General features: G+C 67.9%; 17 protein-coding genes. 11 read left to right on the forward strand and 6 right to left on the reverse strand.

The window, feature by feature from the left end; all coding sequences use genetic code 11:
* Positions 1–27: 27 nt before the first annotated feature.
* The 3 genes from trxB to MFF07_RS03220 all read left to right on the forward strand — a co-directional run bounded on the left by trxB (position 28) and on the right by MFF07_RS03220 (position 2,500).
* On the forward strand, positions 28–1,005 hold the full coding sequence (gene trxB / locus MFF07_RS03210; protein ID WP_147815077.1) for a thioredoxin-disulfide reductase: 978 nt from the start codon (positions 28–30) through the stop codon (positions 1,003–1,005).
* A gap of 260 nt (positions 1,006–1,265) precedes the next feature.
* Positions 1,266–2,156 (forward strand): LysR family transcriptional regulator, encoded by an 891-nt coding sequence (locus MFF07_RS03215; protein WP_147815079.1) that lies wholly within the window; start codon positions 1,266–1,268, stop codon positions 2,154–2,156.
* A gap of 65 nt (positions 2,157–2,221) precedes the next feature.
* Positions 2,222–2,500: a YARHG domain-containing protein gene (locus MFF07_RS03220; RefSeq protein ID WP_147815081.1), complete on the forward strand. Its 279-nt coding sequence runs from the start codon at positions 2,222–2,224 to the stop codon at positions 2,498–2,500.
* Positions 2,501–2,605: 105 nt separating this feature from the next.
* Here MFF07_RS03220 and MFF07_RS03225 read toward each other — a convergent pair whose 3' ends face one another.
* The 3 genes from MFF07_RS03225 to MFF07_RS03235 form a co-directional block, all read right to left on the reverse strand.
* Complete coding sequence (locus MFF07_RS03225) at positions 2,606–4,309, reverse strand: AMP-binding protein (RefSeq protein ID WP_238230644.1); 1,704 nt, start codon at positions 4,307–4,309, stop codon at positions 2,606–2,608.
* 74 nt (positions 4,310–4,383) lie between these two features.
* A complete protein-coding gene (locus MFF07_RS03230) occupies positions 4,384–5,085 on the reverse strand; it encodes a hypothetical protein (protein WP_238230646.1) in 702 nt (233 codons plus the stop codon).
* Positions 5,082–6,578, reverse strand: coding sequence for a leucyl aminopeptidase (locus MFF07_RS03235; protein WP_238230649.1), 1,497 nt, complete (start codon positions 6,576–6,578; stop codon positions 5,082–5,084). Before MFF07_RS03235 ends, MFF07_RS03230 begins: the two co-directional genes overlap by 4 nt.
* Before the next feature lie 225 nt (positions 6,579–6,803).
* Here MFF07_RS03235 and lptF point away from each other — a divergent pair, with 225 nt between their 5' ends.
* The 6 genes from lptF to MFF07_RS03265 all read left to right on the forward strand — a co-directional run bounded on the left by lptF (position 6,804) and on the right by MFF07_RS03265 (position 14,458).
* Positions 6,804–7,973: an LPS export ABC transporter permease LptF gene (gene lptF / locus MFF07_RS03240; protein WP_147815085.1), complete on the forward strand. Its 1,170-nt coding sequence runs from the start codon at positions 6,804–6,806 to the stop codon at positions 7,971–7,973.
* A gap of 7 nt (positions 7,974–7,980) precedes the next feature.
* On the forward strand, positions 7,981–9,069 hold the full coding sequence (lptG, locus tag MFF07_RS03245; RefSeq protein WP_147815087.1) for an LPS export ABC transporter permease LptG: 1,089 nt from the start codon (positions 7,981–7,983) through the stop codon (positions 9,067–9,069).
* A 57-nt stretch (positions 9,070–9,126) separates the two neighbouring features.
* A complete protein-coding gene (locus MFF07_RS03250) occupies positions 9,127–11,721 on the forward strand; it encodes an LPS-assembly protein LptD (protein ID WP_147815089.1) in 2,595 nt (864 codons plus the stop codon).
* Between the two features lie 27 nt (positions 11,722–11,748).
* Positions 11,749–12,765 (forward strand): 4-hydroxythreonine-4-phosphate dehydrogenase PdxA, encoded by a 1,017-nt coding sequence (pdxA, locus tag MFF07_RS03255; protein ID WP_147815091.1) that lies wholly within the window; start codon positions 11,749–11,751, stop codon positions 12,763–12,765.
* Complete coding sequence (gene rsmA / locus MFF07_RS03260; protein WP_147815093.1) at positions 12,762–13,622, forward strand: 16S rRNA (adenine(1518)-N(6)/adenine(1519)-N(6))-dimethyltransferase RsmA; 861 nt, start codon at positions 12,762–12,764, stop codon at positions 13,620–13,622. The genes pdxA and rsmA overlap by 4 nt, the downstream gene beginning before the upstream one ends.
* 434 nt (positions 13,623–14,056) lie before the next feature.
* Positions 14,057–14,458, forward strand: coding sequence for a hypothetical protein (locus MFF07_RS03265; RefSeq protein ID WP_147815095.1), 402 nt, complete (start codon positions 14,057–14,059; stop codon positions 14,456–14,458).
* A gap of 45 nt (positions 14,459–14,503) precedes the next feature.
* On the opposite strand, the gene MFF07_RS03270 is transcribed toward MFF07_RS03265, so the two are convergent.
* The 3 genes from MFF07_RS03270 to MFF07_RS03280 all read right to left on the reverse strand — a co-directional run bounded on the left by MFF07_RS03270 (position 14,504) and on the right by MFF07_RS03280 (position 18,690).
* Entirely contained in the window at positions 14,504–14,863 is a 360-nt protein-coding gene (locus MFF07_RS03270) for a SpoIIAA family protein (protein ID WP_238230651.1), read from the reverse strand.
* Positions 14,864–14,921: 58 nt separating this feature from the next.
* Positions 14,922–17,291 carry a primosomal protein N' gene (locus tag MFF07_RS03275; RefSeq protein WP_147815099.1) on the reverse strand — a complete coding sequence of 790 codons (2,370 nt, stop codon included), beginning with the start codon at positions 17,289–17,291 and terminating at the stop codon, positions 14,922–14,924.
* Between the two features lie 106 nt (positions 17,292–17,397).
* Entirely contained in the window at positions 17,398–18,690 is a 1,293-nt protein-coding gene (locus MFF07_RS03280; RefSeq protein ID WP_147815146.1) for an MFS transporter, read from the reverse strand.
* A 72-nt stretch (positions 18,691–18,762) separates the two neighbouring features.
* On the opposite strand from MFF07_RS03280, the gene MFF07_RS03285 reads away from it, so the two are divergent.
* Both MFF07_RS03285 and MFF07_RS03290 read left to right on the forward strand, forming a co-directional pair.
* Positions 18,763–19,467 carry an esterase/lipase family protein gene (locus MFF07_RS03285; protein ID WP_147815101.1) on the forward strand — a complete coding sequence of 235 codons (705 nt, stop codon included), beginning with the start codon at positions 18,763–18,765 and terminating at the stop codon, positions 19,465–19,467.
* Between the two features lie 165 nt (positions 19,468–19,632).
* A complete protein-coding gene (locus tag MFF07_RS03290) occupies positions 19,633–20,808 on the forward strand; it encodes a complex I NDUFA9 subunit family protein (protein ID WP_238230654.1) in 1,176 nt (391 codons plus the stop codon).
* The last annotated feature ends 16 nt before the right edge of the window (positions 20,809–20,824 follow it).

A 20,824-nucleotide genomic window follows, 5' to 3' on the forward strand; every position in this document is an offset into this window, starting at 1 on the left:
GGGCGAGCGGACAAGGAGACGGATGAGATGGCCCATACGCACGCGAAGCTCGTGATCATCGGCTCAGGTCCGGCCGGCTACACGGCTGCGATCTATGCGGCGCGCGCGCTGGTCGAGCCGCTGCTGATCTCGGGCTTCCAGCCCGGCGGGCAGCTCATGATCACGACGGATGTCGAAAACTATCCGGGCTTCGCCGACGTGATCCAGGGCCCCTGGCTGATGGAGCAGATGCGCCTCCAGGCCGAGCATGTCGGAACCAAGGTCGTCTCGGAATACATCACCGAGGTCGACCTGAAGACGCGGCCGTTCCGCCTGGTGGCCGATTCCGGCGAGACCTATTCCTGCGACGCGCTAATCATCTCAACCGGCGCCCAGGCGAAATGGCTCGGCATCCCGTCGGAGGCGAAGTTCCAGGGCTTCGGCGTCTCCGCTTGCGCGACCTGCGACGGCTTCTTCTTCCGGGGCAAGGAGGTCACGGTGGTCGGCGGCGGCAACACCGCAGTCGAGGAGGCGCTGTATCTCGCCAACGTCGCAAGCAAGGTCACCGTCGTGCACCGCCGCGGCGAGTTCCGGGCCGAGCGCATCCTGCAGGAGCGCCTGTTCAAGCATCCGAACGTCGAGGTGATCTGGCATCACGCCGTCGAAGAGATCTGCGGCAAGACCGAGCCTGCGCCCTCCGTCACGCATCTGCGCCTGAAGGACGCCCGCACGGGTGCGATCCGCGAGCATGTCACCGAGGGCATCTTCGTCGCCATCGGCCATCAGCCGGCGACCAGGATTTTCGAGGGACAGCTGCCGATGCGCCACGGCGGCTACCTCAACGTGAAGTCCGGATCGACCGCGACCGAGATCCCCGGCGTCTTCGCGGCGGGCGACGTGACGGACGACGTCTATCGTCAGGCGGTCACCGCGGCGGGCATGGGCTGCATGGCCGCGCTGGAGGCCGAAAAGTATCTCGCGGCCCTCGAAGTCGGGGAGAATCCAACCCAGGCCGCAGCCGAATAATCCCTGGTTGCAGGTCATCGATTGTTAAGATGTTGACACGCGGCCTTTCGCAACCAATTCGCAAGCCTGTCAGCTTAACCTGTGCGATGTCGGTAGAAACCGGTAGCGCGGGATTCCGTCTGGCGACGGTGCGATCGATCCATTCGGTTGTGCTCCGGTCGCGAGGGATCGAGGGCTAGGCGGAAGACGCCTGGGGTGAAAATTCGCCCGGCCAACGAGCCGGGTGGGCACACCCCGGTATGCGTACGGGAGGCACGGCCGTGGACTGGGACAAGATCCGGATATTCCTCAACGTCGCGGAGGCCGGGAGCTTCACGCGGGCCGGCGACGACATCGGTCTGAGCCAGTCGGCGGTGAGCCGCCAGATCAGTGCGCTGGAGCGGGAGCTGAAAGCTCCGCTGTTCCATCGCCACGCCCGCGGCCTGATCCTCACCGAGCAGGGCGACCTGCTGTTCCGCGCCGCGCGCGACATGAAGCTGCGCCTGGAAAACACCCAGGCCCGCCTCGTCGAGACCAGCGAACGTCCATCGGGCGATCTCCGCGTCACCACGACGGTCGGGCTCGGCACCTCGTGGCTGGCCCAGCGGGTCTCGGAATTTCTCGACCTCTATCCGGAAGTCCGCATCGAGCTGATCCTGACCAACGAGGAGCTCGATCTCGCCATGCGCGAGGCCGATATCGCGATCCGGATGCGGCGGCCCGCCCAACCGGACCTGATCCAGCGCCGCCTGTTCACGGTGCATTACCACGCCTTCGCCAGCGAGGATTACATCAAGCGCTTCGGCGAGCCGAAATCCCTCGACGACCTCGATGAGCACCGGCTGATCTCGTTCGGCGGCAACGAACCGTCCTACCTGCTCGCGACGCACTACCTCGCGAGCATCGGGCGCGACGGCCGCGAGCGGCGGCCGATCAGCTTCACCGTCAACAACGTCGCGGCTCTGCACGAGGCCATGCGAGCGGGTGCCGGCATCGGCATCCTGCCGGACTACGCCATCGACGGGAACCAGAGCCTGGTCCAGATCCTACGCGAGAGCGAGATGCCGAGCATGGAAAGCTATCTCGTCTATGCCGAGGAGATGCGCTCCGTCGCCCGCGTCCAAGCATTTCGCGATTTCCTCGTCACCAAGGCGCAGCGCTGGGCATATTGAGACGCCGGATCATCGACAGGCCGGCCTCCGCGTGATCGTTTGATCGCGCTTTTGGGAGACCTTCGATGCGATTCTCGTTCGTGCTTGCCGTTGGGTCCGCGGTTCTGATGTCGGGCTTGGCGGCCGCTTCGGCTCGGGCGGATGGCTGCGAGGAAGCCTGGTACCAGCGCAATCTGATCTACAAGCAGTCTGGCTACTGCTTCCGCACGCCCCGCGGCATCCGCGCCTTCGGCAATGCCGGCTGTTCCTACGACGCCGTGGAGGACGTGCCACTCTCGGCTCGCCAACGTCAGACGGTAGCGGAATTGAAGAGCTACGAACGGTCGAACGGCTGTCCGCAATAAGCCCTGCGACCTGCCGACGGGCCCCTTCCCCGGCTCACCCTCCCAATGCGCTCCAGGCGTCCCGGAAAGGGGGCGCTTCGACGGGCAGACTACCGCCGCGGCCCCTCAGGAATCCAGATCCCGCAGTGCCCGCCGTAGCACCTTGCCGACGTTCGTCTTCGGCAGGCTCTCGTGGAACACGATGCGGCGGGGCACCTTGTAGCCGGTGAGTTCCGAGCGGGCATGGGCCTTCAGCGCTTCCGGCGCGATGCCCTCACCTCTCGTCACCACATGGGCCACGACGACCTCGCCGTCATCGCAGCGTCCGCCGACCACCGCGCATTCGAGCACCGACGGGTGCTTGGCGAGCACGTCCTCGACCTCGTTCGGATAGACGTTGAAGCCCGAGACGAGGATCATGTCTTTCATCCGGTCGACGATGCGGATCGCTCCGCTCTCGGCCATCGTCGCGATGTCGCCGGTGCGGAAGAAGCCGTCCTCAGTCATGGCGGCCTGGGTTTCCTCGGGCCGGTTCCAGTAGCCCGCCATCACTTGCGGCCCGCGCACGCAGAGTTCGCCGGGCTCGCCATAAGGCACGTCCGCGCCGTCGACGTTCCGGATCGTGATGTCGGTGGATGAGACAGGGTAGCCGATCGTCCCCGACCATTCGTCGAGGTCGACCCGATTGATCGTGGCGACGGGCGAGGTCTCCGAAAGGCCGTAGCCCTCGATCAGGACGCGCCCGGTCGCGGCCTTCCACTTGGCGGCGACGGCCGCCTGCACCGCCATGCCGCCAGCGATGTGGTAGCCGCCGCCCGTCGAAAAATCGACCGTGTTCAGTTTCGGGTGGTTCACGAGCAGGTTGTAGAGCGTGTTCACCCCTGAGAGATGGGTGAACCGGCTGGAGGCAAGCGTCTTCACGAAGCCATCGACGTCGCGCGGGTTCGCGATCAGCAGACAGCACCCGCCGATGTCGAGGAAGAAGAAGAAACAGGCCGTCAGCGCGAAGATATGGTAAAGTGGCAGTGCAGTGACCATCACGCGCTCCTGCCCGTCCTCGCCCGAGATCTCAAACCAAGTCCGGCACTGCGCGACGTTGGCGACGATGTTGCGATGGGTCAGCATCGCCGCCTTGGCGATCCCCGTCGTGCCACCCGTATATTGCAGGAAAGCGAGATCGCCGGGCTCCACCGGCACCCGGTGGCGCGGCAGCTTGCGGCCGGCGCGCAGGACGGTGTCGAAGCGCATCACGATCTGCGGCGGAAGCTGGAAGGGCGGCACGGCGCGCTTGATGTAGCGCGAGGCGATGTCGATGACCTTGCCCTTGAGGCCGAGGCAATCGCCCGGCCCGACCAGTACCACCCGCTCCAGCTTCGGCAGTTTCGGCAGTGCCTCGGCGACGGTGTGGGCGAAATTCTCGAGCACGAACAGGATACGCGCGCCAGAATCCTCGAGTTGCCCGATCAGTTCGCGCGGCGTGTAGAGCGGGTTGACGTTGACGGCCGTGCATCCTGCCGTGAGCACGCCGAGGAGGGCCGCCGGATAGGCGGCGACGTTCGGCATCATCAGCGCCACGCGGTCGCCCTTCGCCATGCCCTGCGCGCCGAGCCAGGCGGAGACGCAGTCCGAGGCCGCACCGAGTTCGCGATAGCTGACGCTCTTGCCGAAGCTGATTAGGGCCGGACGGTCCGCATAGGCGACGATGCCGTGCTCGATCAGATCGACGAGGGTGCCGAGGCGGTCGACGTCGATCTCGGCTGGTACGCCGGGCGGATAGGCGGCCAGCCATGGGCGCGCACCGCTGCGATCGCCGGCCACTGGATCGGCCATGGTGTTCTCCCTGCGTCGAGCCTTCTGCTGCGGCTCGTACGGCTACTTGGCTTAGCGGGATCGACCGGGGCCGATCAACCCGCGGCCGTTGCGGACCGGTCCGCTCGCAGGGCGGAGATCAGCACATGGGGCAGGAAGGCGACGACGAGGCAGGCCGCGACGAGCACCGTGTCGGCAGTGTCGAGCGGTCGGCGCGGCCAGGGGCCGAGCCCGATGGTGCGCGCGAAGCCGAGCACGGCGAGCGCGTACCAGAGCGCGAGAAACCGAAAAAACAGGCTACCGAGGCTTCGCCCGAAACGGCGCATCCGGGATGACCGTTCGCGCGCGGGCTGCCCGGCGATGACCACGCCGAGACCCATGGCGGACCCGAGCGCGGAGGCTGCAACCGCCGCGCCGAGCCCGTAGGCCGCCGTCATCGGCACCTGATTCAGGAAGGCCATGCCTCCGGTCATGAAGCCGCCGCGCAGGACAAGCCCGCCGAAGGTCGGGTGCAGGCTCAAGGCCAGCACGAGGCCGAGGCCGACCAGGGCGCCGACGGCACGGCGCAGGGTTGCCGACGGACCCGGTGCGATCGCAACGGCGACCACCCGCACCAGCGCGTAGACGATGGCGAAGGCGAAGAGCGGGTAGTGGTCGAGGAAGAACCCGTAGAAGCGGGTCCCGACCTCGGCCGGAACATGGGTGCTCTGATCGAATCCGGTGATGAAGGCGGCGATCAGCGCGGCGAGTGCGGCGGCGAGGGGCGCCGCCGCGACGAGGATCGCCGAGGTGCTCACGCCTCGTATTTGTCGCGCACGAGCCGGTCGAGCAAACGCACGCCCCAGCCGGCACCCCAGCTGCGGTTGATCTCGCTGGCGGTCGAACTCATGCCGACGCCGGCGATGTCGAGATGCGCCCACGGCGTCTCGCCGACATAGCGCTTGATGAAGGCCGCCGCGGTGGCTGCGCCGCCATGGCGTCCGCCGGTGTTCTTCATGTCGGCGAACTTCGAGTCGATCGCCTTATCGAAGGCCGGGATCAGCGGCATCCGCCACACCTTCTCGCCGGCTGTCTCGCCGGCTGCCGTGATTGCGGTGGCGAGGTCGTCGTCGTTCGAGAACAGCCCGGCGATCTCCTGGCCGAGCGCCACGATGATCGCGCCGGTGAGCGTGGCGAGGTCAATGATCGCCTTCGGCTTGTAGGCCTGGTTCACGTGATAGATCACGTCGGCCAGCACGAGGCGGCCTTCGGCGTCGGTGTTGATGATCTCGATGGTCTGGCCCGACATCGAGGTGACGATGTCGGAAGGGCGGTAGGAATTGCCGTCGGGCATGTTCTCGACGATGCCGATGGCGCCGATGACGTTGGCCTTGGCGCCGCGCGAGGCGAGCGCGTGCATGGTGCCGACGACGGCGGCCGAGCCGCCCATGTCGCCCTTCATGTCCTCCATGCCGCCGGCCGACTTGATCGACACGCCGCCGGAATCGAACACCACGCCCTTGCCGACCAGCGCCAGCGGCGGCTCCGACTTATCGTCGGCGCCGTTCCAGCGCATCACGGCGATGCGCGGCTCGCGGCCCGAACCTTGCGCCACGGCCAGCAGCGCGCCCATGCCGAGCTCGCGCATCTTCGCCACGTCGAGGATCTCGACCTCGACGCCGAGCTTGGTCAGCTCGGAGGCCCGGCGGGCGTACTCCTCCGGGAAGAGGACGTTCGGCGGCTCGTTGATGAGGTTGCGGGCGAGGATCACGCCCTCGGCGACCGAACGCGCGCCCTCGGCGGCTTTCTCGGCGGCGGCCGGATCGGCGCTGAGCACGGTGAGCTGCGTGGTGCGGTCGTCCTCTGCCTCGGGCTTCTTCTTAGTCTTGTAGCGGTCGAAGCTGTAGCTGCGCAGGCGTGCGCCGAGGGTGAAGTCGGCGATGTCCTGGGCCGAGGCCTCGCTGCCCGGCCAGTCGATGGCGACGCGGGCGGTGCGGCCTGAAACCTTGCCGGCGGTGAAGCCGCCGAGCGTGACGTAGTCGATCTTGGCGCGGTCCTTCTCGGAGCCGAGCCCGATGACGACGAGGCGGTCGGCCTCGACGCCCGCGGGCGCCGGTAGCGTCAGGGCGCTCTGCGATTTGCCCTTGAAGCGTTCGCTGGCGGCGGCCCGCGCCACGAGGTCAGCGCCCGCCTTGCCGATGGCCTCGGATGCGGCCGACGAGAGCGCGAGGTCGTCCCCGACGAACACGACGAGATCGCCGGTGCCCGTCGAGGACAGCGGCTGAAAGGCGATTCCGATACCATCCGCCATGCTGAAGCTTTCCAACCCTCTTGCAACCGCGGCGTCATACGACCGCGACGTCCTGCGCCCGATCTCGGGGCGGCGCCCACGGCCCTGTGTACCCTCTGAGGCGCAGAACGCAACGCGATGGACAGGCGCCGTGAAACGGCCCAACTCGGGGTGTCTGAGCCGAGGGTTCCGGGTCGGCTCGGCACGCGGGATACCCATGACGGGAGCGGCTGGGCGCGACGGGCGATGACGCAGATCGAGCGTTACATATTCAGGATCGCGCTGGGGGCGTTCCTCGCCTGCCTGATCGGGCTGACCGGCACGATCTGGGTGACGCAGGCGTTGCGCGAGCTCGACCTCGTCACGGCCAAAGGCCAGACGCTCCTCGTCTTCCTGTTCATCACCGGATTGTCGCTGCCGACGCTGATCACGGTGATCGCCCCGGTAGCCCTGTTCATCGCCGTGATCTACGCCCTGAACAAGCTGAACGGCGATTCCGAGCTCATCGTGATGTCGGCCGCCGGCATGGCGCCGCGCCGCATCCTCAAGCCGTTCTTCACCCTGGCGCTGGCGATCAGCCTGATGGTGGCCTTCCTCACCATCCAGGTGATGCCGTCCTCCTTCCAGGAATTGCGCGACGTGCTCACCCGCGTGCGCGGCGATTTCGTCGCCAACGTCGTCAAGGAGGGCCAGTTCACCCAGCTTGACAGCGGCATCACCTTCCATTTCCGCGAGCGTGGGCGGGACGGCTCGCTCAACGGCCTGTTCATCCAGGACAAGCGCGAAGCCGGAAAGACGGTGGTGTATCTCGCCGAGAAGGGCGTGGTGACGGACTACGATGGCGCGACCTACCTCACCCTGGAGAAGGGCAGCGTCCACCGCCAGCAGAAGGATTCGCGCGATTCCTCGATCGTGACCTTCGAGCGCTATGCGGTCGACCTCGCCGCCTTCACGCCGCCGGACAGCGACACGATCTACAAGCCGCGCGAGCGCTCAACGACGCAGCTGCTCTTCCCCGACCGCAACGAGGGCTATTTCAAGCTCCAGAAGGGCCGCTTCCGGGCCGAGCTGCACGACCGGCTATCGGCCTGGCTCTACCCGATGGCGCTCGCCTTCATCGCCTTCGCCGCACTCGGTGATCCGCGCACCACGCGTCAGGGCCGTGGGCTTGCCGTGGCCGGTGCGGTGGTCGGCGTCGTCGCGCTGCGGATCGCGGGCTTCGCGGCGTCGAGCGCGGCGGTGCGCAGCCAGGGGGCCGTGGTGGCGATCTACGCCGTGCCGCTGATCGCCATCGGCCTGTCCAGCCTGCTGATCTTCTACGGTGCGCAGGTGCGGGGCTTCAATGCAGGCCTCGGCCGGTTCGTGAAGGCCCGGCTCGCCGGTCTCCTGCGCCGGCAGCGCCTCGGGACGGGCTGATGCGACCGTGCTGATCGGACCGACCCTCGGACGCTACTTCGCGATGCGCTTCCTGCGCACGATCCTCGGTGTGTTCGTCACCGTGTTCGCGCTGGTCTACACTCTCGACTTCGTCGAGCTGCTGCGACGCGCCGGCGATACCGAGGGCGCCTCCCCCGGGCTGATGGCGCAGCTCTCGCTCTACCGCACTCCGGCGGTGGCCGAGGGCGTGCTGCCCTTCGCCATCCTGTTCGGCTCGATGGCCTCGCTGCTGCAGCTCTCGCGCAAGCTCGAACTCGTGGTGGCGCGCGCCGCCGGGATCTCCGCCTGGCAGTTCCTGCAGCCGGGCCTGTTCGTGGCACTCGGCATCGGTGCCGTCTCGATCGGGATCTACAATCCGCTCTCAGCGATGATGAAGCAGCGCTCCACCGAGATCGAGGCGAAGATCTTCGCCAAGTCGACCAAGGCGGGATCGGGCAAGGACCTCTGGCTGCGCCAGCGCGGGCTGGACGGCGAGGCCATCATCCGGGCCGAGACGGCGATCGAGGGCACGACGACGCTGGCCGGCGTCACCGTCTTCACCTTCAGCCATTCCGGCGACTTCCAATCCCAGATCGTCGCGGCGCGAGCGATTCTGCACGATGGCTACTGGGAGCTGCAGGACACCCGGATTCACGTGAAGGACGAGCCGCCCGAGAGCTTCGACACCTACCTGATCGCCTCGAATCTCGACCCGGGGCAGGTCCGGCAGCGCTTCACCCCCCCGGAATCTGTGCCCTTCTGGCAACTGCAGGAAACCATCGCACGCACCGAACGGGCTGGTTTGGACGCCACGCGGTACCGTCTGCAATACGATGTGCTGACCGCCCGGCCGCTCCTGTTTCTGGCCATGGTGCTAGTTGCGGCAACGGTTTCCTTAAGGTTCTTCCGCTTTGGTGGGGTTGGAAAACTCGTCCTCGGCGGGGTGGCCGCGGGCTTCCTCCTGTACGTCGTGCGACAGGTGATGGAGGGGTTGGGAGCCTCGGGTTTGATCGCCGCGCCAGTGGCGGCGTGGTTCCCGGCCGTGGTAGGGAGTTTGCTCGGTACGCTCACGCTTCTCTACCAGGAAGACGGCTAAGACCCGTCCTCCGGAAAGAGGCGATGAGGCGACCCGGGAAAAGGTTTTGGAGACCCGTTGCGTAAGGTCACCGACATCACGGTCCAGGCCGGCCTGGCCCTGCTTCTGCTCTCGGTCGGGATCACCGCCGGGGCGCCGCAGGCGCGCGCCCAGAGTGGAATCGAGTCGAAGCTCTCTTCGGCAGCGAAGCCCAAGGGCAACGAACGTCTCCTCGTGGAGGCGGACGAGCTCATTTACGACAACGACAAGAACACCGTCGTCGCCCGCGGCAACGCGGAGCTGCACTATGGTGTCCGCACGCTCCAGGCCGACCGCGTGCGCTACGACCGCGGCACCAGCCGGGTCTTCGCCGAGGGCAACGTTCGCCTGACCGACGACACCGGCTCGGTCGTCACCGGCGAGCGCATGGAGCTCACGGACGACTTCAAGAGCGGCTTCATCGACAGCCTGCGCATCCAGACCACGATCGAGCAGAAGGGCCAGCCCATCCGGACCCGGATCGCGGCGCCGCGCGCCGAGCGGATCAGCGGTGAGCAGACGAGCTTCGACTACGCGACCTACACGGCTTGCGAGCCCTGTAAGGACCACCCGGAGAAGCCGCCGCTCTGGCAGATCAAAGCCGCCAAGATCATCCAGAACAGCGAGACGCACACGATCTACTACGAGGACTCGACGCTCGAGCTCGGCGGCATCCCGGTGGCCTACCTGCCGTATTTCGAGTCCGCCGACCCGACCGTGAAGCGCAAGACCGGCTTCCTGACGCCGCGCTTCATCACCTCGACGGCGCTCGGCACCGGCGTCGGCACGCCGTTCTTCATCAACCTCGACCCGAGCTACGACCTCACGCTGACGCCGACCTTCGTCAGCCGGCAGGGCGTGCTCGGCCAGGGCGAGTATCGCCAGCGCCTCGACAACGGCACCTTCAACGTCCGGCTGTCGGGCATCTTCCAGTCGACGCCGAGCGCCTTCCTGCCCGGCCCGCTCGGTGCGGCCGACCGTGACTTCCGCGGCTCCATCGAGTCGAAGGGCCGCTTCTACATCAACGACCGCTGGCGCACGGGCTGGGACCTCGTCGGCGTGACCGACAAGTGGTTCCTCGACAATTACCGAATCCGCAACCAGAGCGTCTCCACGGACTTCTTCCGCGAGGCGGTCTCGACGGCCTACCTGATCGGTCAGGGGGACCGCTCGTGGTTCGAGGCGCGGGGCTACTACTTCAAGTCCCTGTCGAGCTTCGACTGGCAGAAAGAGCAGCCGATCGTCGCGCCCGTCATCGACTACGACAAGCGCATCGACGGTCCCGGCGCCCTCGGCGGCGAAGTGCGCTTCGAGGCGAACGTCACCAGCCTGACCAGAGAGACCACCGACTTCCAGGGCATCCCGCGCACCGGCGCCTACCTGCTGTCGCCGAGCGTCAACGGGCTGAGCTACCCGCTCTACGAGACCTGCACGACCTTCACGCGCGACACCTGCCTGATCCGCGGGCTCGGCGGCACGAACACGCGCCTGTCCGCGCAGGCCTCCTGGCGCCGCACCTTCATCGACGACAACGGCATGGTGTGGACGCCGTTCGCGTATCTGCGCGCCGACACGTTCTTCAACAGCCCGAGCCTGTCCGGCTACCAGAACGCGCTGGCCAGCAACATCACGTCGATCAACGACGAGGTCGCCGGACGGGTGATGCCGGCGATCGGCATCGACTGGCGCTATCCCTTCATCTCCGAATTCGGAGCGCTCGGCGTCCACACGATCGAGCCGATCGTCCAGGTGATCGCGCGGCCGAGCGAGACGCGGATCGGGCGCCTGCCGAACGAGGATGCGCAGAGCCTCGTCTTCGACGACACCTCGCTGTTCGAATGGGACAAGTTCTCGGGCTACGACAGGGTCGAGGGCGGCGTGCGTGCCAACCTCGGCGGTCAGTATTCCGTGGTCACGCCGTCGGGCTGGTACGCCAACCTGATGGCCGGTGAATCCGTACAGATCGCAGGCGTGAACTCGTTCCGCCGCGGCGACATCGCCAATGTCGGCCTCGATTCGGGTCTCGAGAACCAGCGCTCCGACTTCGTCGGCCGCGCCCAGCTCTCGCCGAACCAGAACATCAGCTTCATCGCCCGCACCCGGCTCGGCCAGGGCGACCTCGGCCTGAACCGCTTCGAGGCCGGCGTCACGGCCCGCTTCGCACCGTTCCTGCCGCTCGATACCTCGGTCTTCTATTCCTACTACACGGCTCAGCCGGCACTCGGCTTCAGCCATCGCCGCGAGGGCCTGACCGCATCGGCGACCTATCACATCACGCCGAACTGGTTCGTGTCGGGATCCGCGCTGTTCGACATGACCCGCTATCTCGACAACCGCGACCTCTTCTCCGACGCCTTGACCTCCTACATCGCCAACCCCGTCGGCGCGGTGCCGGTCTACGAGAACCCCGGCCGCTTCTACCTGACCGGCATGACCCTCGGCGGCGGCTATCAGGACGAATGCACCACGGTCTCGCTGAACTACATCAACTCACCCATCGCCACGGCCATCGGCGTACGCGAGCGCAACCAGACCGTGCTTCTGCGCATCGAGCTGAAGACCCTCGGCGAAGCGGACCTGCGCCAGAACGTCAGCACCTCGACCACGTCGGACGGCATCGCCTCCGTGCGTTGAGCCGAGGATTGCTGTAGGCGTCGCCGGATCATGACCGACGACACACCGCTGGCGCTCACCCTCGGCGATCCGGCCGGGATCGGCCCCGAAATCGCCCTCGCCGCATGGCGCGCGCGCATCGCGCGGGGCGTGCCGCCCTTCCTGATGATCGGCGACCCGGAATTCCTGGAGGCCACGGCGAACCGGCTCGGACTGTTCGTGCCGGTCGCCGAGGTCGAACCGGAATCGGCCGTCGAGGTCTTTCCGAAAGCCTTGCCGGTCTGGCCGCTGCCGAGCGGCGCACGGGTCGCCGCGACGCCCGGCGCGCCAAGCCCGGCCAATGCGGGCGCGATCATCGAATCGATCACGGCGGCGGTCGATCTGGTGCGGTCCGGCCGCGCCTCGGCCGTCGTCACCAACCCGATCGCCAAGTTCGTCCTGACGCAGGTCGGCTTCGCCCATCCCGGCCACACCGAATTCCTGGCGGCGCTGGCCGCCGGCCCCGGAGGCGTGGCGCCGCTTCCGGTGATGATGCTCTGGAGCGAGAGCCTCGCCGTGGTGCCGATCACGATCCACGTGGCTTTGCGCCGCGTGCCGGACCTGCTCACCCAGGATCTCGTCGAGCGCACCGCGCGGATCGTCGCCGCCGGCCTGAGGGAGCGCTTCGGCCTCGCGAATCCGCGCCTCGTCCTGGCCGGCCTGAACCCGCATGCGGGTGAGGCCGGCACCATGGGCAGCGAGGATCGCGACGTGCTCGCTCCCGCGGTCGCGAGGCTGCGCTCCGAGGGCATCGATATCCGCGGGCCGTTGCCGGCCGACACGCTGTTCCACGAGCGCGCGCGAGCCACCTACGACGTCGCGCTGACGCCGACCCACGATCAAGCCCTGATCCCGATCAAGACGATCGCCTTCGACGACGGCGTCAACGTTACCCTCGGCCTGCCCTTCATCCGGACCTCGCCGGACCACGGCACCGCGTTCGACATCGCCGGCCAGGGCATCGCCCGGCCCGACAGCTTGATCGCGGCGCTCCGCCTCGCCCACCGCCTGGCGAACCGGTCATGAGCGAGCTTGCATCGGACGGCCTTCCGCCGCTTCGCGAGGTGGTGAAGCGACACGGGCTCGAGCCCAAGAAATCGCTCGGCCAGAACTTCCTGTTCGACCTCAACCTGACCGGCCGCATCGCGCGGGCCGCCGGACCGCTCGACGGCGTCACCGTTGTCGAGGTCGGGCCCGGCCCCGGCGGCCTGACCCGGGCGTTGCTGGCGGAGGGTGCCGGGAAGGTCGTCGCGATCGAGCGCGATCCGCGCGCCCTGCCGGCGCTCGCCGAGATCGCCGCCCATTATCCGGGGCGGTTGGAGGTGATCGACGCCGATGCCGTCGGCTTCGACCCGCGTCCGTGGATCGGGGACGGACCGGCGCGGATCGTCGCGAACCTGCCCTACAACGTCGGCACGACGCTCCTCACCGGCTGGCTCACGGACGCGGTATGGCCGCCCTGGTGGGACCGCGCCGTGCTAATGTTCCAGCGGGAGGTCGCCGAACGCATCGTCGCCGACACCGGCGACCGTGCCAATTACGGGCGCCTCGGCGTGCTCTGCGGCTGGCGCGCCGAGGCCGAGATCCTGTTCGACGTTGCGGCCTCGGCCTTCGTGCCGCCGCCGAAGGTGACGTCGAGCGTGGTCTCGATCGTGCCGCGGCCCGAGCCCCTGTCCTGTTCGATCAAGTCGCTGGAAACGATCACCCGCGCCGCCTTCGGCCAGCGCCGCAAGATGCTGCGCCAGAGCCTGAAGGCCGCCACGCCCGACTCGGGCCGGCTCCTCGCGTCGACGGGTCTGCCGGAGACGGCGCGTGCGGAGGAAATCTCCGTCGAGGGCTTCGTGGCCCTCGCCCGCGCGCTGGCAAGCCGAAGCCCGGATTAATATCGCGAGCCGAGCCGTTCACATCATGCGTCCTCCTCCGAGGAACGCGAGACCTTGTCTCACCCGCCCAACCTCGGTTGGCGCGGGTTTTTTTTGCCGATGGCCGAGTGGGTCCGAGAAGGCGCGCTCGAACGTGACGCCCGAGCGTTTGTAAATTTTGGAGTATTTGGCGGGATTGAAAACTTAGATCGTTCAAATACGAATGATTCGAATTTTTAAACGCAATTCAGAACAGAGACAGGAGCTTAGGGAAAACGTTTTTGGCTGTGAAGACGAGCGGATGAAACTTGGCCGTTATTGACCGCGATCCTATGGTAGAGCTTCTTCAGGTCACATTCTCGCCGCTTCACTGCGCATACTCGGCCCATCTCAATACTCCCCGGTTCGAAGCAGGCCGCTGCTTCGGGTCCCCCGACCTCTCGGATGGATGACGCATGTCGAAGCTCGCCCTCACGTTCGCCCTCGCTGCCGGCCTGACCTCGCACATGGCCATCCCGGCGGGAGCACGCGACGGGGCGAATTACGACGGCAACTGGTCGGTGGAGCTGGTGACGGAAAGCGGCGCGCTCTGCGATGCGCGCTACAGCTACTCGCTCTCCGTGCAGGACGGGCAGGTTCGCCCGATGGCGCGGGCCGCGAGCGGCAGCACCACGGTGACCGGGCGTGTCGGCCGGGACGGCGCCGTCGGCCTCAACGTCGCAACGAGCGCGGCGAACGGCTCAGCCTCGGGCCGGTTGCAGATCCAGAGCGGCTCCGGCACCTGGAAGGTGTCCTCGCTCTGCTCCGGCCGCTGGACGGCGCGCCGCCAGACCACGCGCACCGCGCTGGCCGATTGATCCTTCGGGTTGACGAGCCGGGACCCGGCTCGTCGAAGTGATGGATCAGGACGCCGAGAGCCAGGCGCGCGCCTCGTCGATCCTGGCGCGATCGAAGACCTTGATCTGCGTCGGCGAGACGAAGCTGAAGGTCTCGGCCACCACCTTCAACCACTGCGCGTCGGTGACGAGCGCGACATGGCTGACGCCCTTCATCATCGAGATGCCGAAGCGCGGATCCTTGAAGAATGCCGCCGGCTCCATGCCTTCGAAGGCGCGGATGTCTTCGAGAAGCTTGAGCTTGCCGCCCTTTTCCAGGTCGGCCTTCATCTTCTCGATGGCGGAGTTCATCTCCTCGTCACTGATCTTCCCGTCGACGACGATCTCGCCGTAGTCGGATTTGGGCTTTCTTTCGTAGGTCAGCACGGTCTTAGCGCTCCTTGCGATGTGAGGCGGCCTCTGCACGCAGAAACGCTGCCATCCGCTACAGGAAGCTCTGCGGATCCACGTCGATTGCAACCTTGACGTTGCCGCGGGGCTTCGGGCTCCGCCCAAGCCAATCGCGCAGATAGCTCTGGATGTCGATGGCCCGATCGGTTTTTACGAGCAGCCGGAATCGGTAGCGCCCGCGGATCAGGGCCAACGGCGCCTCGGCCGGACCGAGCACCATGATCCCGGCCGGCGGGTCGGCCACCCGCGCCATGGCCTGCCCGTGCGCCTCTGCGACCTCGCGCTCGGCAGCGGACACGATCAGCGCAGCGAGCCGGCCGAACGGCGGCAGCCCGGCATTCTCACGTTGCGCGATTTCCTCCTCGTAGAAGCGTTCGGCGTCACCCGAGAGCAGGGCCGCGATGACCGGATGGTCGGGCTGGAAGGTCTGGACCAGCGCCCGGCCCGGCCGCTCGCCGCGCCCGGCCCGACCCGTCACCTGCTGCAGGAGCTGAAACGTTCGCTCGGCCGCGCGCGGATCGCCCGAAGTCAGGCCGATATCGGCATCGAGCACGCCGACCAGCGTCAGGTGCGGGAAGTTGTGGCCCTTGGCGACGAGCTGCGTGCCGATGACGATGTCGCATTCGCCGGCAGCGACCGCCTCCAGCTCCTGCCTCAACCGCTCGGTGCCGCCCGGAAAGTCGCTCGACAGCACGATGATGCGCTTGTCAGGAAACAGTTCAGCCGCCTCCTCGGCGATGCGCTCCACGCCGGGGCCGCAGGGGGTCAGGTGGTCGAAGGCGCCGCATTCGACGCAGGCCTCGGGCTTGCGCTCGGTGTAGCCGCAATGGTGACAGACCAGCGCCTTGCGGAAGCGGTGCTCCACGAGCCAGGTCGAGCAGTTGCGGCACTGGTAGCGATGTCCGCAGGCGCTGCAGAGCGTCAGTGGCGCGTAGCCGCGACGGTTGAGGAACAGCAGCGCCTGCTCGCCGTCGGCCACGGCTTTCTTCACCGCCGCCACCATCGGCGGCGCGAGGAAGCGCCCCCGTTCCGGCTTGTCGAGGCGCATGTCGATGGCGGTGATGTCGGGCAGCCGCCGGCCGCCGAAGCGCTCGGGCAGCACGATGCGGCCGTAGCGCCCGCGCTGGGCGTTCACCCGGGTCTCGATCGAGGGGGTCGCCGAGGCCAGCACCACGGGGCAGCCTTCGAGCTTGCCCCGCACCACCGCCATGTCGCGGGCGTGATAGTGGACGCCGTCCTCCTGCTTGTAGGCGCTCTCATGCTCCTCATCGACGACGATGAGGCCGAGCTGCCGGAACGGCAGGAACAGCGCCGAGCGCGCGCCGACCACCACCGAAACGTCGCCCGCAGCAACGCCGGCCCGCAACCGCTCCCGGCGCCGGCCGCCGATGCCCGAATGCCAGGTCGCTGGCCGCACGCCGAACCGCGCGGCAAAGCGATCGAGGAACTGCGCCGTCAGCGCGATCTCCGGCATCAGCACCAGCGCCTGCCGGCCGCGGCGCACGCATTCGGCGACGGCCTCGAAATAGACTTCCGTCTTGCCGGAGCCGGTGACGCCTTCGAGGAGAATGGTGCGCGACGCATCGTGAGCATCCCCTCTCCCCGCACGCGGGGAGAGGGCCGAGCCCTCCTTGTCGAGGGCGAGGCGAGCGGAGCGATGGTGAGGAGGCGCGACCGGAAGAGTTTTCTCCGAGGAAGACCCCTCACCTTCGCCCTTCGGGCTTAGCGCGCCGACAACGATGTCGTCGCGGCTCTCTCCCTGCGTGCGGGGAGAGGGGGGACCAGCGTCGAACGCGGCGTTCAACTGCTTTGCCGCCTCGGCCTGCGCCTCCGACAAATGCGCCGTGCTCAAGAAATCCGGATCGGGCGGCAACGCCACCGGCTCCGGCACCAGCGCCACGGCTTCGAGCGCCCCGTCGTCGATCAGCCCGTCGACGACGCTCAGCGAGACTCCGGCTTCCTTCGCGAGCGTGCTCTTGCCGCGGACCACCCCATCTGCGGCCACGGCGAGCGCCTTCGCGCGCGCGGCCGTCGGCCGGGCTGGCGGCTTGCCGGAGGAGCGGACGCCGACCCGCATGGTCTCGGTGCGGGCGGATTCGTCGGGCAGGCGCAACGCCATGGCGAGCGCCGAGCCCTTCGGTGCCAGCGTGTAGCGCGCAAGCCAATCGACGAGCCGCCGGAGCGGTTCGGACAGCGGCGGAGCCTCGATCAAGCCGGTGACCGGCCGCAGGTTGCTGCCGCCCGACGCCCGCTCCTCGACACCCCAGACCACGCCAGCGATCTCGCGCGGCCCGAGGGGAATCTGCACGACGTCGCCTTCGGCCAGCACGAGGCCGGCCGGCACCGCGTAGCTGTAGGCGGTGTCGAGCGCCAAGGGGATCAGAACGTCGGCGGTCTGGGGCATGGGATCGGGGGCTGCGGGACCACAGGCTCGCAAGATCGTTCTATATTTGTACCGGACCTCCGTCGATCCAGAGCCGGCACCGCTCTCCCCCGCCAGTGCGGCGCCGTCAATTCTTCACGCGCAGCGATAAGGCCAGAGGCACGGCGGCGAGGCTGAGCGCGCTCATCACCCAGAAAGCCCGGATGCCGACCGTGACGAAGAGTTGGCCCGCGATGAGTGTCAACAACGCGGAGGCAAGTCCGAGACCGAAGGTGCCATAGACGGTGAGCGCCGTCGCACGCAGCCGTTCGGGCACGCTCTCCTCGATCAGGGCGAGGCTGGCGAGGTGAAGGGCCGCGAAGGTCAGGCCATGCAGGCACTGGATTCCGACGAGTGCCGGCAGCCATGACGTCGTGCCCTGGACGGCCCAGCGCAGGCCCCCCGCAAGCGCGGCAAGCGCAAGCGTCCCAGGCGGACCGAACCGGGCGAGCAGCCGCGGCCCGGCCCAGAGAAACACCAGAATCTCGGCGGCGACCGATTCCGACCAGAGCAGGCCTGCCGTCGCTGGGGATATTCCCGCTTCGCGCCAGACGATGACGCCGAAGGCGTCGTGCATGGCATGCGCACCGATCACCAGGGCGGCAACGATTACGACGCGCCGGAAACGGGGAGTTGCCGCCAGCGCCAGGAAGCCGCGCGGCCCGGGGTCCACCTGTAAAATCCCGTCCGCGCAAGTGTCCTGAGCCGAGAAACGCAGCCAAGTCTCGGAGGGCTCCTGGTGCCGCTGCGATCCCTGAAGCCCTCCTTCAACGCTTCCGCTCGTCTGCAACGCTTCAGGACGAGCGTGTGGGTGGGATGGTGCGCCGACCCGCGTTGCAGCGAATGCCGCGATCCCGAAAGCCGCGCCGCAGGCCCACAATCCCGCCCCGTTACCCCACGCCTCGACCAAAAATCCCGCGAGAATCGTGGCCGCGATGAAGGCGGCGGAGCCGGCGGCGCGGACCCAGCCGTATTCGAACGCCCTGCCCCCGCGTGCCGCCGCAAGCGCCAGCACGTCGGCGAGTGGTGCGACGGGCGCGGTGGCAACGGCCTGGGCAAGTCCGATGGCGATCAGCGGCCAAAATCCATGGCCGGCGAGCAGGGCGAGATTGCAGACGGCGGCGCAGCCGAGGGCGAGCGCAAGCAGGCCCCGCGTGCGGCCGCTCCGGTCGGCGAGCCGTCCGGCGAGCGGCCCGGTGATCAGCCGCGTGACCGTAGCGGCAGCCAAGAAACCCGCGATCTCCTGCGGGGCGAGCCCGCGCTCGGAAAGGAACGCCGGGAGGAAGGGCGAGAGCGCGCCGTAGGCACCGTAGAGCGCCGCGAAGAGCATCAGGAAGCCGGCGAGGCCCCTGCCCTTCTCGAACCCCTCGGCCTTCGTCATCGCGTGTCCATTCGCCTGCAACGATGGGCGGATGCGCGCCATCGCGGTATCCTGCCCCGAAACGAGGGGTGAATGATCGCCGAATCCGAAACGATTGCGCCGGAAGGCGTCGTCCTGCTGCACGGTACGGTACGGCGCGCCGCGTCGATGGGCCGGATCGAGCAGGCGTTTCGCGCGGCGGGCTATGCCACGCTCAACCTCGACTATCCGGCGCGGCAGGCCTCACTCGGCGTCATCGCCGGGATGCTGTCCCCCGAAATCGAGACTTTCACGACGCGGATCTCGCGGCTGCACGTGGTGACGCACTCGATGGGCGGCCTTGTGGCGCGCGCTCTGATCACCCGGCATCGGCCGCGCAATCTCGGCCGCGTGGTGATGCTGGCGCCGCCGAACGGCGGCAGCGAGGTTGCCGACGCCCTGCATCGCCTGCGCCCCTATCGCCGCTTCTTCGGACCGTCCGGCGCCCAACTCGTCACGCGGCGCAGCGAGGGCTTGGCGCGGCTGCTCGGCACGGTCGATTATCCCCTCGGAATCATCGCCGCGGACCGCAGCCTCTATCCGCTGGAGTCCCTGTTCCTGCTGCCGGGCCCGAATGACGGGCGCGTCACGGTGGCGCGAACGCGCGTGCCCGGCATGAGCGGCCACATCACTCTCCACACCACGCACCCGATGATGATGTGGAACCGCCGGGTCATCCGCGAGGCGCTGCACTTCGTCCGCGAAGGGCGCTTCGGCGATCCGGCTGCGATTTCGCGTGCGGAACCCGCTCCCCGCTGAACCGAAACTGTTCTAAGAAGCGACCTGCCGGGATGATGGCCCTCGGGTCACGTCACGCCGGCCGAAGCCGTACCCGATCGTCTTGCATCGGGCATGGCTACAGGTCTTTGTTCTGTCGCGCGCTCTCATGCCGAACCTTTATCCAACTCGGCGGAGCGCGCTTTCATGAGACAGGTTCGTTCGGCGATGAGCATCGATCCTCCGACCCGCCCGCAAGATCAGCTCGTGACCGTGTTCGGCGGTTCCGGCTTCGTCGGGCGCCACGTGGTGCGGGCGCTCGCCAAGCGCGGCTACCGCATCCGCGTCGCGGTGCGCCGGCCGGATCTCGCGCTCTTCCTGCAGCCGCTGGGCTGGGTCGGCCAGATCGTTGCCGTGCAGGCGAACCTTCGCTATCCGGCCTCGATCCGCCGGGCGGTCGAGAACGCGGACGTGGTGATCAACCTCGTCGGCATCCTGCAGGAAAGCGGCAGCCAGAGCTTTTCGAATTTGCAGACCGAGGGCGCGGGCGAGATCGCACGCGCCGCAGCCGAGGTCGGCGCCAGGGTCGTCCACATGTCCGCGCTCGGGGCCGACCCGGCCTCCGAGTCACTCTATGCCGCCTCGAAGGCGCTCGGCGAGGCCGAGGTGCTGAAGGCACGGCCCGACGCGGTGATCTTCCGGCCCTCGCTGCTCTTCGGCCCCGGCGACAGCTTCTTCAACCGCTTCGCGACGCTCGCCACGATGCTGCCGGTGCTGCCGCTCGCCGGCGGCCAGACCAAGTTCCAGCCGGTCTTCGTCGGCGATGTCGCCGAGGCGATCGCCCAGGCGGTCGACGGCAAGGTCGCGGGCGGCCGGGTCTACGAACTCGGCGGCCCCGAGGTCGGCACCCTGGAGCACTTCGTCCATTATATGCTCGAAGTGATCATGCGCCGTCGTATCGTCGCCGACATGCCCTGGCCGGTGGCGCGCCTGCAGGCGCGGGTGCTCGAGCTGGTCAACACGGCGACGTTCGGCCTGATGCCCGATTTCCTCAAGTTGACCCGCGACCAGGTCATCCTGCTGGCGACGGACAACGTGGTCTCGGATGCCGCCGAGGCCGAGGGCCGCAGCATCGCGGCGTTCGGCATCGTGCCGACTGCAGTCGAGGCTGTGGTGCCCGGCTATCTCTGGCGCTTCCGCAAGGCCGGCCAGTTCGCCGTCGGCCGCGGCAGCGAGAGCGAGGCGGCGATCCCGGACTCGATCGCACCGCAGCCCGCCGGAAAGGGTTCGGCGCATCATCCGCGCACGGCCAGCGGTCCCGCCATCGGGCAGGGTTCCGCGCCGGCGAGCGGCATGGGCAAGCGCTGGGGCACGCGCCGCTGAACGCGCGCTGCCGTCG

It is taken from the genome of Methylobacterium thuringiense, assembly GCF_022179645.1.
In the GTDB taxonomy this organism is placed as follows: domain Bacteria; phylum Pseudomonadota; class Alphaproteobacteria; order Rhizobiales; family Beijerinckiaceae; genus Methylobacterium; species Methylobacterium thuringiense.

Coding starts and splice junctions, on each gene's coding strand:
- MFF07_RS03235 (WP_238230649.1), bottom strand. CDS start 6,578: ATGGCGGATGGTATCGGAATCGCCTTTCAGCCGCTGTCCTCGACGGGC.
- MFF07_RS03265 (WP_147815095.1), top strand. CDS start 14,057: ATGTCGAAGCTCGCCCTCACGTTCGCCCTCGCTGCCGGCCTGACCTCG.
- MFF07_RS03285 (WP_147815101.1), top strand. CDS start 18,763: ATGATCGCCGAATCCGAAACGATTGCGCCGGAAGGCGTCGTCCTGCTG.
- rsmA (WP_147815093.1), top strand. CDS start 12,762: ATGAGCGAGCTTGCATCGGACGGCCTTCCGCCGCTTCGCGAGGTGGTG.
- MFF07_RS03275 (WP_147815099.1), bottom strand. CDS start 17,291: ATGCCCCAGACCGCCGACGTTCTGATCCCCTTGGCGCTCGACACCGCC.
- MFF07_RS03290 (WP_238230654.1), top strand. CDS start 19,633: ATGAGACAGGTTCGTTCGGCGATGAGCATCGATCCTCCGACCCGCCCG.
- MFF07_RS03280 (WP_147815146.1), bottom strand. CDS start 18,690: ATGACGAAGGCCGAGGGGTTCGAGAAGGGCAGGGGCCTCGCCGGCTTC.
- MFF07_RS03220 (WP_147815081.1), top strand. CDS start 2,222: ATGCGATTCTCGTTCGTGCTTGCCGTTGGGTCCGCGGTTCTGATGTCG.
- lptF (WP_147815085.1), top strand. CDS start 6,804: ATGACGCAGATCGAGCGTTACATATTCAGGATCGCGCTGGGGGCGTTC.
- MFF07_RS03225 (WP_238230644.1), bottom strand. CDS start 4,309: ATGGCCGATCCAGTGGCCGGCGATCGCAGCGGTGCGCGCCCATGGCTG.
- trxB (WP_147815077.1), top strand. CDS start 28: ATGGCCCATACGCACGCGAAGCTCGTGATCATCGGCTCAGGTCCGGCC.